This is a genomic window from Burkholderia sp. AU38729 (assembly GCF_020419725.1).
Classification (GTDB): domain Bacteria; phylum Pseudomonadota; class Gammaproteobacteria; order Burkholderiales; family Burkholderiaceae; genus Burkholderia.
In genome coordinates this window covers 37,739-51,080 of the sequence record NZ_JAIZQO010000013.1, presented here as the reverse complement: position 1 = coordinate 51,080, position 13,342 = coordinate 37,739, and the positions used below count along the sequence as shown (strand labels likewise).

Sequence of the window (13,342 nt, the reverse complement as noted above, 5' to 3'; positions counted from 1 at the left end):
GGCGCATGCGGCGGCGCGGGCGGCTCATCCCCTTTCCCTTTCCCCGATACCACGGCGGTGCGCTGAGCGCGCCGCGCAAGCGCATCGGATAAAATCGGACGAATCACTGTATATCCATACAGTATTGGTTTAGCATTCTGAAAGCCGGTGAGCTGGCGGCGGGGCGTTCCGAGGCGACCCGTCGTGTCAGGCGGCCCCCGGTGGATGACTGAGTTTGCGGAGACCGGAAAAATGGACACCAACAGGAAGCACGACATCGGGACGATCGGCGCGTCGGCGCGCGCCGACCATCGCGCGGACCCGCGCGGATCGACGATGGGCCCGCCGCGATATCGTCCGGACCTGACCGACGACGAACGGGCCGACGCGCACGCAAAGATCGACAGCGCGATGCTGTCGGTCGGGCAGGTGCTCGAGGCCGCGCTGCAGGCGATGGCCAATCTGCGCGATGCGCGGGCCACGTTGCAGCAATGCGACGACGCGCGGGACACGCGCATCACGCTCGGCGGGCGCCAGCAATCGAGCTGAAGCGCCGCCACGCCTCCCCGCCGGCCGGCATTCGCTCCGGCCGCTGCATCGAATCCGAGCCGCGCACCCCGCGCATTGCGTCGCCCCGCCCACCGAGATCCTGAGTTCGCCACCGCGATCGCCGGCACGCGATCGCGTGCCGGGCATTGCGGCCCTGGGCGTTACTTCACCCGTCAGCGCTTGCCGGTTCGACCCGACTGCTTCGGCGCATCGCGTACCTCGAGCTCGAGCGCGGTCGTGAACCCGCCGTCGCCGATCGTATGCGTCGCCTTCTTCACGAGCCACGGCGTCTCGTCGATCTCCGGCTTGAACCCCGTCACGGTGACGGGCATTTCGGGAAACAGTTCGGGCCGGCCCAGTGCGAGCGTGTAGCTCAGCGTCGACTGGCCGCGCTGCGTGCGCGCATAGTCGGCTTGCGCGGCCGCCCGGGCCTCGGCTTCCGTCGCGTAATCCTCGGGCAGCACCTTGACGTTCTTGCCTTTTGCGTCGCCGACGACCACCGACAGCCGCCGCGCGCTGCCGTTCGAGTGATAGTGCGCGCGCACCGACGTGTAATCGTCGCGCTGCGCGATGTGGTAGCGATGCTGGTCGCCGCTCGCGCGGGTGATGGCCAGCACGTCCAGCGGCTGGCCGCTGACGGTCTTGCCGCTGCCGATCGGCATGAACAGCAGGCGCTTGTCCTTCACGGTCATCACCGCGTCGTAGCGCCTGGCGAGGCGCGTCAGGAACGACATATCGGATTCCTGCGTCTGGTCGACATGGTCGATCCGCGTCGCGGCGAGCGTGGCGTCGACGGCGGCCGTGAGCCCGTGGCGCGTCGCGATGGTGCGCACGATCGCGCCGATCGTCTGCCGGTGCCAGCTTTTCTCGCGGCGCTCGTGCATGCCCTTCGTCATCGATGCCGAGCGCGCGCGGATCGTGATGACGTCCGGTGCGCCGCCGTGCTCGACTTCGTCGACCGTGAACGCGCCCTTGTCGACGAGCGGCTCGCCGACCCAGCCGATCGACAGCTTGATGCTCGCGCCGCGCTTCGGAATCGCGAACGTGCCGCGCGCGTCGTCGAGCACCAGGTCGAGCATGTCGGCCTCGTCCGCGCGCGATTCCGACAGCGACAGGCTGATGAGGTTGGGCGCGATCAGGCGCGACAGGTCGCGGCCGTCGAGCGTGATCCGATAGTCGGCCTGGGGCTGCACGCGGCCCGCGCGGGCCTGCGCATCGCCCGGCTTGCGTTCCAGCGTGCTCATTGCTCGTCCGCTCCGCTTTCGTCGTCCTGCTGCGGCTCGGCCAGCACGCCGTCGTCCACGCGCTTGAGCGTCAGCGTGAACGCGATCTTGCGCGCGATGCCTTCCTTCGTGTGATACGTGGCCGTCTCGTTGAGGCTGTCGATCACGTACGCGCCGTACACGTTGCCGTTCCCGTCGACGAGCACGTAGGCGTCGCCGGCGTCGCCCATCCGGGCGAGCGCCTCGATCGACGCGATCTCGCCGATGCCGTTGTCGGGGGCGACGATGCCGGACAGGGTGATCGTGTCGTCGCCGGCGCCGGTGAACTGGCTCGCATCGCGCACGCCGATGCGCGAGCTGGTGCGGTGCTTCCAGTTGCGCTGGCGCTGGAGCTCCTGGTACGGCGTGGTCGCCAGGCTGAAAACGAACTGGTCGAGCGACATCATCATGGGCGGGTTTCCTTCAACGAACGATCAATCGGACAGGCGCGAGCCGGCGCGCGACGCTTTCGCGCGTTCGGCGCGTTCGAGCTCGGCGCGCACCATGCGGGCGATCTCGGCCGCGTCGGCGCCGGGCGGCGGTGCGATGTTGATGGTGACGGGGCCGCTCGCGGGCGCGGCGCTGGCGGCAGCGGCGGCCGGCGCCGTGAGCGGTGCGCGGTAGTCGAGCGACAGGTTGTAGCGCTCGAGCGGGGCGGCGGCGGCGATCGCGGGGCTCGCGGCGAACGCGGGCGGGCCGACCAGCGCGGCGGTGGTCGTGAGGGCGGCGGCGGTGCGGGCCATGAGCGACGGGGCGCCGGCCGTGGCGTCGTCGGGCGTGGTCGAAGCCTTTATGCCGAGTTTTTCCTTGGCCCAGTCGCGCATCGAACTGCCGAGGCCGCCGACCGTCTCCTTCACCGCGACGAAGCGGCTCTTGATGCCGTCGACGAGCCCCGACACCAGGCTGGCGCCGATTTCCTGGAAGCGCGTGCCGATGTCGCCGAACCAGTCGCCGATGCCGCCGATCGCGGTCTTCACCCACTCGACGGTGGCGTCCCATTTCGCGGTGATCCAGTCGCCGGCCGCGCCGAACGCGCCCTTGATGGTTTCCCACAGCGCGATGAACTTCGGGCCGAGCGTGTCCCAGTTCTGCCAGACGTAGATGGCGGCCGCTGCAATCAGGCTGATCACGGCGATCACCGGATTCGCCAGCGCGAGCCGGCCGAGCACCATGAACGCCTGCCCGACGAGCCTGAAGGCGCTGACCATCGACGTCGCGAAGCGGAGCACGTTCACCGTCCCGAGCACGTTGCCGAAGACGCTCGCCAGCGTGCCCACGACCGTGAGTACGCCACCCAGCCCGGCGAAAGTCGTGGCGAGGATGCGGGTGGCCGTGCCGTGTTCGCGCACGAACTTCACGATTTTCCCGAGCACGGTGGCCGTGACGTCCAGCGCCGCGTTGTACATCGGCGTGATCTTCTCGCCGATCTCGAGCTTCAGGTCGCGCAACTGCGCGAGGACGACGAGCTCGCGGCCCGCGGTCGAATCCGCGGCTTTCGCCCGCATGCCGGTGACGCCGTCGGCGGCGGCACTCTGCCGCTCGGTGTCGTGGATCTGCTCGCGCTGGTCGTACATCGTGGTGAGCAGGTTCCCCGCGGCCTTGTCGGGAAACAGTTTCGCCAGTTCGGCCTTGACCTTGTCGGGGCTCGTGATGCCCTTGGCGGCGAGCTTCGGCAGCAGCACCTTTTCGAGCCATTCGAACGGCGACGCCTGCAGCATGTCGCTGCCCGCCAGTGCGCCCGGCTTGAGCCCGGCGATCGCACCGTTCTTCCGGTGCGTGAGCCCTTTCGGATCGACGAGGCCGAGCGCCGCCAGCCGTTGCGCGGCGAGTGCGGACGCCTTGCCCTCGAGCGCGCTGCCGGACAGCGCGGCCAGGCCTGCGCCGGCCGACTTGCCGCCCAGCTTCTCGATGAGCGGCTGCATCTGGTAATAGAACGCGTCGGTGCGCAATTTCTTGGCCGCGTTGCCACCCGATTCGGCGAAGTTGTTCCACTCGTCGCCGCTGACCTTGCCGCCGGTCGCCGTCTGCATCTTCTGCACGATGTTCGCTTCGGCGCCGAACGCCGCTTCGCTCTTCGTGCCGCCGCGCAGGTCGATCACCTTCAGCATGCTCATGAACTGGTCGACGTTCTTCTTCGCATCTTCCTTGCCGTACAGCGCCTCGTTCGCGAATTTCATCGAGGACAGCAACGGCAGCGCGACCCGCGCATGCTGTTCGTCGCCGCCTAACTCGGTCAGCGATTCGCGCATCAGCGCCAGGTTGTCGATGGTCGACAGCCCCGGCGCCTGCTGCGCGCGCGCGAACTTCACCGCGTCGGCCGACGCACCCGCGGCGCGCATGCGCAGCGTTTCGCTTTCGGCCTGCTTCGCGGCGTCGAGCGGATCGGACAGCATGCCGAGCATGTTCTTGCCGACGCCCTTGACCGTCTCGCCGCGCTTCGCCCACTTCTCGCCGACGCCGCGCAGCGCGTCGATCCTGGCGCGCCGGGCGTCGGCTTGCTGCTGGCGCCGGGTGTCGTACCCGCGCACCCCCGCGTCGATCATCGATGCACGCGACGCCATCGTCGCGCGGAGGTTGCGCTCGTCCCGCGACAGGTTGCGCGTGTCGATGCCCGCGCCGGCGAGCTGGGTACGCATGGCTTGTACGCGGCCGGCCTGGTAGTGGTGCGCGGACGCCAGGTTCTCGGCCGCGCGTTGCGCCTTGTTGAAGTCGCTGATCATCTGTTGCGACGGCGAGCGGGTCGCGCGCAGCGACTGGGCGAGCGTGTCGACGCGTGCGCGTGCCGCCGAGAGCTCCGATGCCGTATTGGCGAGGCCCTTGCGCATCTCGCGAAACTCGCCGATGCGCTTCTGCGTCTTCGCCATGTCATCCAGCTCGCGGCGGGTCGCCCGCAGCGAATCGGCCAGCCCCTTGTTGCCGGTCAGCATCATTTGCAGGGGCTTCGTCATGTTGTCGACCATGTCGAACATGACGCGCAGTTTCGTGGTGTTGTCCATCGTCGATCGTTTCGCTCATTGGGCGCCGGCGCGTACTCGGGCGCGCTCGCGCCAGTCCATCAGCTCGGCCAGGCTGAAGGCATCCATCACGGGCGGTGTCCAGCCGAACACCGTCGCGATGTCCGCCATCGGGTCTTCTACGCGGTCTGGGAGGCCAGTCGGGATTTCACGGCCTTCGGCATCAAAAAACCGGCGAAGATGCCTCCCAGCTGCACGAGGTCGGCGGGGTCGATGTTGGCGACGTCGGCTTCGGTCAGCATCGGCGAGCTGATGCGCGGCAGCACTTTCGACAGCGCGACGACGTCGAGGCTGACGAGGTCGGACAGCGACACGCCGCGCAGTTCGCCCGATTTCGGCTTGCGCAGCGTGATCGACGTGATCGTCTGGTTGCCGCGCACGAGCGGCGTGTCGAGCGTGTGGGTGGCCGGATCGTCCTGGTCGGGCGCGGCGACGGCGGTGACGGCGGACGCATCGGCCTGCGAGTCGTTCGCGGCCGGGTCGGGTTGCATCGGATTCATGGTGGTCCTGTCGGTGATCAAGCGGGGGGAAGGGCGAGGAAGGGCCCGGCCGGCGTAACCGGCCGGCCGGGCGGCGGATTACAGGCCGATCGCGTTGCGCAGCGCCGCGAACAGGTCGTTGCCGTTGACCTTCTCGATCATGTTGACGAAGTCGATCTCGATCACGTCCTGGCCGTTCACGGACAGCTTGTAGTAGCTGGCGACGGTCGTGACCTTGAACGCGGTGTCTTCCTTCGACTTCGCGGTGCCCGGGTCGATTTCGCTGTGGCGGCCGCGGATCACGATCTCGATCGCGTCGACGTTGGTCGAATCCTCGGACTGGTAGCCGCCGGCGAAGCGCAGCAGCACGCCGTCGTGCTTCGTGATCGCGTATTGGCCGAGCACGGAGCGCATGAAGCCGCCGCAGGTCCATTCGAGCTGGATCCCTTCCTGCCCGAAGTCGACCTTGATCGGGCCGCTCATGCCGCCGCCCTGGTAGTCCTCCATCTTGCGCGTGAGCTTCGGCAGCGTGACTTCGACAACCTGGCCGACGAAGTTCTCGCCGTTCTGGAACAGGTTGAATCCCTTGAGTTTGCGAGGCATACCCATCGTGTTTGACTCCTGGTGAGGCCGGTCGTTACGCGCTGACGCGCGCGGCGAAATCGGCGAGGTAACGGTCGGTGATGCGCTGGCGCAGCATCAGGTTTTCGAGCGGCGGAACCGGCGTGTATTCGTAGTCGAGATACGCCTTGCCGGACTTCAGCACGTCGGTCGTGTTCGGCTCCGGGTCGTACCAGGCCGAGCCGCCGATCAGGTAGCCCTGCGAGATCCATTCGCGGAACTTGGCGTTGATCGTTTCGATGATGTCGCGCGGCAGCGACGGGTTGAGCGGGCCGTCGATGATGGCCATCTGCGCTTCGGCGATCGAATCGGCGATGACCTGCGCGGTGCGCGTGTAGTTCTCGAACGCGAACAGCGGATCGTCCGAGCACGTGCGCGAACCCCAGAAGCGGAAGCCGTTGCGGTTCACGAGCGTCGTCACGTCCTGCTCGTTGAGGAAGCCCGCGTCCGTCGCCGGATCCTGCAGGTCCCACGACACGTCGGCGCTGATGCCGGTGACGCCGTTCACGCCGACGTTCGACAGCGTCTTGTGCCAGCCCGTGTCGTTGTCGATCTTCGCGCGCAGGCCGGCCGCATACGCGGTGGCCGGCACGACGACCGTCTTGCTGGTCGTGTCGTCCCACGCGAGGAAGTCCGGCCAGACGACCATCAGTTCGCGCTGGCTGAACTGCTTGCGATAGGCGACGGCTTCTTCCTTCGTCTTGCAGCCGTTGGCCGACACGTACGCGAACGCGCGCAGCGACTGCGCGATCGACGCGAGCGCCGCGGCGACGGGTTGCGTGTCGAGGCCCGGCGTCGCGAGGATGTGCGGCTTCACGCCGAAGCGCGCTTGCGCGCCGAGCAGCGCCTTCATGCCGGTGTACTTGCCGTCGGCGGTGACGGTGCCGATCACGTTGGTCGCCGTCTCGGCGGCGTCCTTGCCTTCCGCGACGCGCACGACGATCGTGACGGGCTTGGTCTGCCGGCCGATCGCGTCGAGCGTGCGGCGCAGCGTGCCCTTGGTGCCGGCCTTGCCGAGCGCGGCGACGACGTTGGTCAGCAGGACGGGCGTGTCGAGCGGGAAGGCGGTGGCATCGGCGTCGGACGCGGTGCAGACGATGCCGACGACGGCCGTCGACACGGTGCGGATCGGGCGCGAGCCCTCGTTGATTTCGATGACGCGTACGCCGTGGTGGTAATCCTGCGGCATGGTGTGTGGCTCCTGTGTGTGCAGATCAGATGAAAGAGAACGGGAGAAATCCCGTGCGGATCAGGCCGCGGGGTCCGCGACCGGAGCTGCAGGTGCGCTGGGTTCGTCGGGCTTCGGCTCGGGCTTCGGTTCCGGTTGAGGCTCCGGCTCCGGCTTGGAAGGCGGCGGCGGTACGTACGGCGCCGGCGTGGTCGGCCACGTCACCGCATCGGGGAACGTGTCGGCCTGGACGACCGAAACGAGTGCCATCTGGTAGGCCGACCAGGCCTTGAAGTAATAGACGCCTTCGTCGTCGAGCAGACCCGCGGCGTAGGCATCGGCCTTGCCGGCGTTCGCCTTGCGTGCGGCTTCGAGTCGTCGCTCGAACTCGGCCATCGCGGCGTCGCGTTTTTCGCGCTCGAGCAGTGCAGCCGGGATCGCCCACGCGCCGTTGATCCACGCATGGCGCGGCGACGGTTGCGGTTCGGTCGTGAGGCCGAGTTCGTCGGGCGTCTTGCCGGCAGTCGCGATTTCGACCGGTTCGCCCGTGTCGGTGCGATAGCAGAGGCGGCCGCGGAAGTCCGGCAGCAGCGTCCACGCGTTGTCGCGATAGAACGGCCAGGTCGTCGGCGTGCGCGCCGGCGGCTCGTCGAACGTCGCCCATGACGGCACGAGCCAGCGTTCGGGGTTGCGCGGATCGGCGTCGGGCTGGCCGCTGCTCAGGTATTCGCCGGTCGACTGGTGGTAGTGGTGGATCAGCATGTTTCGGGGTCCAGGTTAATAAGCGCGGATCAACGCGAGCAGCGCGACGTTGCGCGAACGCGATTCGTTGGCGCCGTCGAGGTTGACGGTGATGGCGTGGCTGTGACTGCCTGCGGCACCGATACCGACGTTGTGGCCGTGCGTGCCGGCGCCTTCGGTATTGAATTCATGGTTGTGACCGCCGGCGCCGGACGTGAATGCCCACGGGTTGTCGTTGTCGACGCCGCCGTTCGAGCCCTGGTGAGCGCCGGAATGCGTACCGAACGGAGCGACACCCACTTCCGTGTAGGGTGCGACGTGCTGGTGATCGCCTACGCTGCCGGTCCAGCCGTGGTGGCCGTGCCAGCCCTGTGAGTCGGTCCACGCGGAGTGCGCGTGGTCGCCGACTGCGGCCGCGCTCGCGCCATGGCCGTGCGAGCGGTTCGCGCTGTCCTGCCACGAGCCGAGGATGCGGTTGGTGTCGACACCGCGGGCGTCGTCCCAGCACCGGATGAATTCACCGCGCAGCTCAGGCAGGCGGAACGTCGTCGAGCCGTCGCCCAACGAGAAACAACCCCATCGCTGGTTGTGCCATTCATCGTCCGAGACGAGCGTGCCACTGGCTTGCGCATAGGCCCAAAGAGCGGGGTAGTCGGCACGATTGACGAGCACGCCGTTCGCTTTCAGGAACCCGGCGCGCGGCAGCGTGCGCGGCTCGAATACGATCTGGCCGACCGTCGCCGTCGAGAGGGCGGCCAGCACCCATTCAGTCGTGGCGAGCGCCTTCGAACGATCGCCCGGGGCGGGTGTCGGGCCCTGCACGGGTGTCTGGAAGGTCGTTCCGCCCGGTGTGAACGCAACCTGCGGGATCGAGTTGCACGTCACGCCGAACGAGCCGTCGTTGATGTGGTACAGGCCGGTGTCCGGCGCACCGTCGTTGACGAACGTGAGCGACGGTGCTTGCGCGCTGCCTTCCGCCAGGAAAATCCGCTTGCCCGGATCGAACCAGATGTCGCCCGACATCGTGCCGCCGGTCCTACGGTCGAGCGGGGTAAGGTTCGCGGTGTGCCACACCACGTTGCCGTTGATGCGGAACGTGTGGTCGTCCAGGATGTACTGGAATGAGTCGGCTTTACCCCACCAGCCGACTGAATGAGCATTGGCGTAGAAATGGCCATCGACGGGACCGAGCCGGATGTGTCCTTCATCCGTACTCCTTCCGATTGCGAGATCGCCGCCGATGTTTGTCAAGGCACCGCTGTCACTGATGCGGACGATCCCGTCGGATAGCGACCAGGCAAACGGGCGGAAATCATTCCACTGACCTTCCGCATTGCCCTTGTTCGTCGACAGCAGATACACGTTCGTGCCGTCATTGCGCAGGAAAGCTCCGTAGCCGTTGGAGATCGCGCGGAAATGGGAACCCGTGGCGTCCATTTCACGCGCGGTCAATCCACCCGCGAACGTTGCGCTCCCGCCGACCTGGATCGCGTTACGGCCGTCGTCGCCGATGTCGCCGACGGTCAGGCGCTTCGCGACCGAAAACGTCTGCGTGCCGCGGTCCACACGAAACGCGGAGAACTGCGTAACGCCGTCGTCCGCGAACGCGTTCAATCCGAAGTTGTTGCCGCCGTTGCCCCCCGTTGCCGTGCCGTCGCGCTTGAACAGCGACCAGCGGATCTTGCCGCCGTCGGTAAAGAACAGCGTCGAGAAATTGCCGGCCCCGCCATCGATCGATACGGCCTTCGAATAGCTCGTGCCTTCGGCAACGGCATCACCGCCGACGCGCAGTCGCGAGTTCCCGTCGTCGTTCCTGACGTCGCCGACGAGCACGCGGCCACCGTAGGCGATGCGCAGGGCGCGCGCCTGGTTCGCGTCGGTTTCGTTGTCGTTGACCGCACGGTTGAGCCAGAGGTCGACGTATTCGCGCCCCCAGGCGCCATTGTCGAAACCCGAGCGCAACGTTGCGACAATGCGTGATCCGGTGTCGGTGTTGGTACCGCTGAACGTGCCATGCAGACGCACGCGGCTTTCCCGTCCGTTCTTGCCGGTCGGCGGACGCACCGTGACATGCGCCGTATCCGGACCCGCATCGAATTCAGTCACGACCGGCCCGGTGAACTTCGCCCCGGTCAACGCCGCATATCGCGACGCCGCGGTTTTCGGCGTCACGGCGCGCGCATCGTCCGCACCCGCGTTCACTTCCGCCTGCGTCGCCAGCTCGACCACGCCCTGCCGCTCCGTGGTCGCCGGCGGGTTGAGGAACGACGCGTCGCCGAACACGAGTTTCGTCGCGTCGATCGTCGCGAACTGCAGGTCGGACGACAGCAGCAGTATCGCGGCCGGCGACTTCTCCATGATCGGCGTCGCCTGGCCATAGCTGGCCAGCAGCACGCCGTTCTCGAGATAGAGGCCGAACCCGTACAGCGAGTACTGGTCCGCGGTGTCGTCCTTCAGCGTCGTATGAATCGTGTCCGGCGCGACGTTGGCGCCGCCGAAGGACTTGATCCGCTTCAGCTCGTTCGGCAGCTTCGTGAGCCCCTTGTCGGCGACGAACGGCGCGTTCGCCAGGCCGATTTCCACGACCTGGTGGGCGTTCGTGCCGCCGTTGCCGGCGGCGACGAGCGCGGCACGGCCGGCGTCGGTGATGATGATCTGGGTTGCCATGTGCGATCAGTAGTCGGTGAGGTTCAGGCGGCGATAGGCCGCCACGCGCGCGGCGGCGCCGACCGGTTGTCGGCCCCGCATCTCGAAGCCCTGCGTGAACGTGTAGTGCGCCCGTACCGGCTTGGTCCGGTCGATTTCCGCGAGGATGTCGGCGACGTATTCGGCGGTCGGCGGCTGGCCTTCCTGGCCGCTGACCGTCATCACGAGGTCGAACGTGCCGGGTTGGCCCGGCGGGCGCTGCTCGAACCATTCACGCAGGACGATGTTTCCGCCGAAGGCCGCGACGACTTCGCGCACCGCGGCGGCGGTGCCCTTGCGGCGGGCGATCGGAATCGCCTGGCCGGCCCGGGCGCGCTTCACGTACTCGGGCCAGTAGTCCTTCCACGCATCGACGCCGAGGTGCCACGCGAGCCACGGCAGCAGGTCGGACCGGATCGCGTCCGGATTCATCAGCGTCGCGAGCGGCGTCGGCACGTCGTCGATGCGCGCGTTCGTCGCGGCGAGCCGGCGTTCGAGCCGCGTCGCGTTCGGCGGGAGGACGTCATTCATTGCTGTACACCCCGCCGTCGATCAGCTCGATTCCGGTGCAATACGGCGCCTGCTGCTTGGTCGCCGGCAGGCCGGCGGACGGGCTTTCGAGGATCACCTTCTGCACGCCGGCCGCGCGGGCGGCCGCGTAGATCCCGTCGAGCGTGACCTCCATCCCGAGGCGGTGCATGGATTCGGTGTATTTCTTCATCGCGCGGTTGGCTTCCGCGAGCGCCACCGCGCGATCCGGGCCGGCGAAGAACACGAGCCGCGCACGCACCTGGTAGCGCAGGATTTCCGCGCCGCGCACCGTGACCTTGTCGGTCAGCGGCCGCACGTCGTCGGCCTGCAGCGCGGCCGCCACCGCGGCGATCAGCGCCGGGTCCGCCGTGCCGTCGCCATCGCGCGCCAGCACCGAGACGAGGACTTCGCACGGCGCCGGGCTGACGGCCGACGCGTCGAGCACGCGGCCGTCCGCGTTGCGTGCGTGCGAAACGTACGCGCCTTCGGGGCCGGCGACGGACAGGCTCTGCGGCGCGAGCTGCGTGCGGGCGCGCAGGTCGGTATCGCTTTCCATGACCGCCGCGACGTTGTGTTCCGGATCGGCGGGCGTGATCGTCAGGCGCCGGACGCCGAACAGCGCGGCGAGATGATCGAGGTCCGTGCCGACCGCGTAGGCGAGCATCACGGCGCGCGCGGCGTCGTTCACGCGCTGCCGCAGCACGATCTCGCGGTACGCGTTCTCCTGCAGCAGCTTCACGACCGGCTCCGATTCGAGCGCGAGCGTCGCGGCGATCTCGGCCTGCTCGTCGGCCGGGTAGAGCGACACGAAGCGTGCCTTGCGCGCGGCAAGCAGGGTTTCGTAGTCGATCGTTTCGACGACGTCGGGTGACGGCAGCTGCGAGAGGTCGATCGGCGTCACGCTCATGTGGGGCTCCCGTTCGTCATCGGCACGCGGGTCGATACGGCCGTGCCGTTCTCGCCGGTCCAGCCTTCGATGTCGAGATAGACCGACCCGGCGGCCGCATTCGCGTCATCGGCGGCGAGCACGACGCGGGTGAGCGTCAGGCGCGGCTCCCAGCGCATGAGCGCCGTCGCGACGGCCGCGTATAGCCGGGTGCGCACGGTGCCGTTGCCGGGTGCGTCGATCAGGTCGGGCAGCTCGGAGCCGAACGTGCGGCGTTTCACGCACGACGCGAGCGGCGTCGTCACGATCCTGCCGATCGACTGGTAGAAGTGGTCCAGGCCCGAGATCGAGCGGCCGGTGTTCGCGTTCATGCCTTTCATTGCGGTGCGCTCACGAGTTGTCCATCGCCCTGTTCGCGATGCGTGTGATGCGGGAGGCTGATGCCCTGGGATGTCACTTCGCGGGTGAAGGTGGCCGCGCCGTCGATCTGCATCGTGGCGCCGCCGCCGGCGCCGCCGGTGCCGGTCATGCCCGATTCGAATGCGAACGGGCCCTTGACCGTCAGCGCGCCGGTGCAGGTCGTCTGCGGCGCGTCGAACGTGATGCGCTCGGCCTTCACCGTGGCGTCGCGGGTCTGCACGACGACCGAGCCCGGCGCGACGATGCGCACGGTCGCGCCGGCGGGCAGCTCGGCCGTGAGCGCATGCGCGGCGTGGTCGTACGTGATGCTCGCGCCATCGGGGTAGACGCGTGCGTGGGTGTCCGGGCTCGAGGCAGGGGCCGGCGCGGCGTTCGAATAAACGCCGCGCAGCGCGACGCCCTGCGCCGGATCGCCCATCGGGCAGAGCAGTACGACCTGTTCGCCCGGTGTCGGCGGCAGCCAGTCGCGCGTGCCGCCGGCGGTGCCGGCGACCCACGGAATCCAGTTGGTCTGCAGGCCGCTGCCGTCGGAGTCGGCGTCGCCGACCGAGACGCGGCACAACGCGGCCGCATGGTCGACCGCGAGGATCGTTCCCTTGCGCACCGCGTTGCGTGCCTGCCGTTGAATTTCATTTGCGTCCATGCAGCCATGGTGACGGTCGGGCAGCCACGGCGCGAGCGATGGCCTGTGTCGTCGCGACGAGGACAGCGCGCACCGGATGCCGGCACGAACGCGCGCGTCGAGAATCGCATCACCGGTTGAAATGAGGATGGCGTCGTGCGCCCCGGCGATGGAGTGGCGAGGCTGGAGTGCGTGAGCGGGGCGACGTCGCGGTGGCGACTCGGCGGAGGTGCGACGGGTTGCGTGGCGACGAAATGCAGAGGGGTGTTGTGCGGCGGGACACGAGGATGGGGCGCGCATGGAGGGGTTGCCACGGGCGATGACGTCGACGCGGCGCGCGTCGCCGATGCTGGTCGATTCGAGGGCGATGCACGAGCGGGCGATC

The 13,342-nt window shown here is 68.2% G+C and carries 14 protein-coding genes; 1 reads left to right on the top strand and 13 read right to left on the bottom strand.

Annotation, left to right across the window (positions count from 1 at the left end; translation table 11 throughout):
* Positions 1 to 231 precede the first annotated feature (231 nt).
* The gene (locus LGM56_RS29925; RefSeq protein ID WP_089493860.1) at positions 232 to 528 is read left to right on the top strand and encodes a hypothetical protein; all 297 of its coding nucleotides are present in this window, start codon (positions 232 to 234) and stop codon (positions 526 to 528) included.
* A gap of 173 nt (positions 529 to 701) precedes the next feature.
* Here the strand turns inward: LGM56_RS29925 and LGM56_RS29920 are convergent, their stop codons facing one another.
* The 13 genes from LGM56_RS29920 to LGM56_RS29860 form a co-directional block, all read right to left on the bottom strand.
* Positions 702 to 1,772: a phage late control D family protein gene (locus LGM56_RS29920; protein ID WP_089493861.1), complete on the bottom strand. Its 1,071-nt coding sequence runs from the start codon at positions 1,770 to 1,772 to the stop codon at positions 702 to 704.
* On the bottom strand, positions 1,769 to 2,200 hold the full coding sequence (locus tag LGM56_RS29915) for a phage tail protein (RefSeq protein WP_069246823.1): 432 nt from the start codon (positions 2,198 to 2,200) through the stop codon (positions 1,769 to 1,771). The genes LGM56_RS29920 and LGM56_RS29915 overlap by 4 nt, the downstream gene beginning before the upstream one ends.
* Before the next feature lie 24 nt (positions 2,201 to 2,224).
* Positions 2,225 to 4,786 (bottom strand): phage tail tape measure protein, encoded by a 2,562-nt coding sequence (locus tag LGM56_RS29910; protein ID WP_226207566.1) that lies wholly within the window; start codon positions 4,784 to 4,786, stop codon positions 2,225 to 2,227.
* 15 nt (positions 4,787 to 4,801) lie between these two features.
* Entirely contained in the window at positions 4,802 to 4,915 is a 114-nt protein-coding gene (locus LGM56_RS29905) for a GpE family phage tail protein (protein ID WP_006484104.1), read from the bottom strand.
* An 8-nt stretch (positions 4,916 to 4,923) separates the two neighbouring features.
* Positions 4,924 to 5,304, bottom strand: coding sequence for a phage tail assembly protein (locus tag LGM56_RS29900; protein WP_089493863.1), 381 nt, complete (start codon positions 5,302 to 5,304; stop codon positions 4,924 to 4,926).
* Positions 5,305 to 5,382: 78 nt separating this feature from the next.
* Positions 5,383 to 5,892, bottom strand: a complete 510-nt coding sequence (locus LGM56_RS29895) for a phage major tail tube protein (protein WP_048251463.1) — start codon at positions 5,890 to 5,892, stop codon at positions 5,383 to 5,385.
* Between the two features lie 28 nt (positions 5,893 to 5,920).
* Positions 5,921 to 7,093 (bottom strand): phage tail sheath protein, encoded by a 1,173-nt coding sequence (locus LGM56_RS29890; protein WP_226207565.1) that lies wholly within the window; start codon positions 7,091 to 7,093, stop codon positions 5,921 to 5,923.
* Positions 7,094 to 7,153: 60 nt separating this feature from the next.
* Complete coding sequence (locus tag LGM56_RS29885) at positions 7,154 to 7,834, bottom strand: tail fiber assembly protein (protein ID WP_226207564.1); 681 nt, start codon at positions 7,832 to 7,834, stop codon at positions 7,154 to 7,156.
* Positions 7,835 to 7,849: 15 nt separating this feature from the next.
* Entirely contained in the window at positions 7,850 to 10,480 is a 2,631-nt protein-coding gene (locus LGM56_RS29880; protein ID WP_089493866.1) for a phage tail protein, read from the bottom strand.
* Between the two features lie 6 nt (positions 10,481 to 10,486).
* On the bottom strand, positions 10,487 to 11,029 hold the full coding sequence (locus LGM56_RS29875; RefSeq protein ID WP_226207563.1) for a phage tail protein I: 543 nt from the start codon (positions 11,027 to 11,029) through the stop codon (positions 10,487 to 10,489).
* Positions 11,022 to 11,936: a baseplate J/gp47 family protein gene (locus tag LGM56_RS29870; protein ID WP_226207562.1), complete on the bottom strand. Its 915-nt coding sequence runs from the start codon at positions 11,934 to 11,936 to the stop codon at positions 11,022 to 11,024. The genes LGM56_RS29875 and LGM56_RS29870 overlap by 8 nt, the downstream gene beginning before the upstream one ends.
* The gene (locus tag LGM56_RS29865; protein ID WP_226207561.1) at positions 11,933 to 12,295 is read right to left on the bottom strand and encodes a GPW/gp25 family protein; all 363 of its coding nucleotides are present in this window, start codon (positions 12,293 to 12,295) and stop codon (positions 11,933 to 11,935) included. The genes LGM56_RS29870 and LGM56_RS29865 overlap by 4 nt, the downstream gene beginning before the upstream one ends.
* Positions 12,292 to 12,978 (bottom strand): phage baseplate assembly protein V, encoded by a 687-nt coding sequence (locus tag LGM56_RS29860; protein ID WP_089493869.1) that lies wholly within the window; start codon positions 12,976 to 12,978, stop codon positions 12,292 to 12,294. Before LGM56_RS29860 ends, LGM56_RS29865 begins: the two co-directional genes overlap by 4 nt.
* Positions 12,979 to 13,342: the final 364 nt, after the last annotated feature.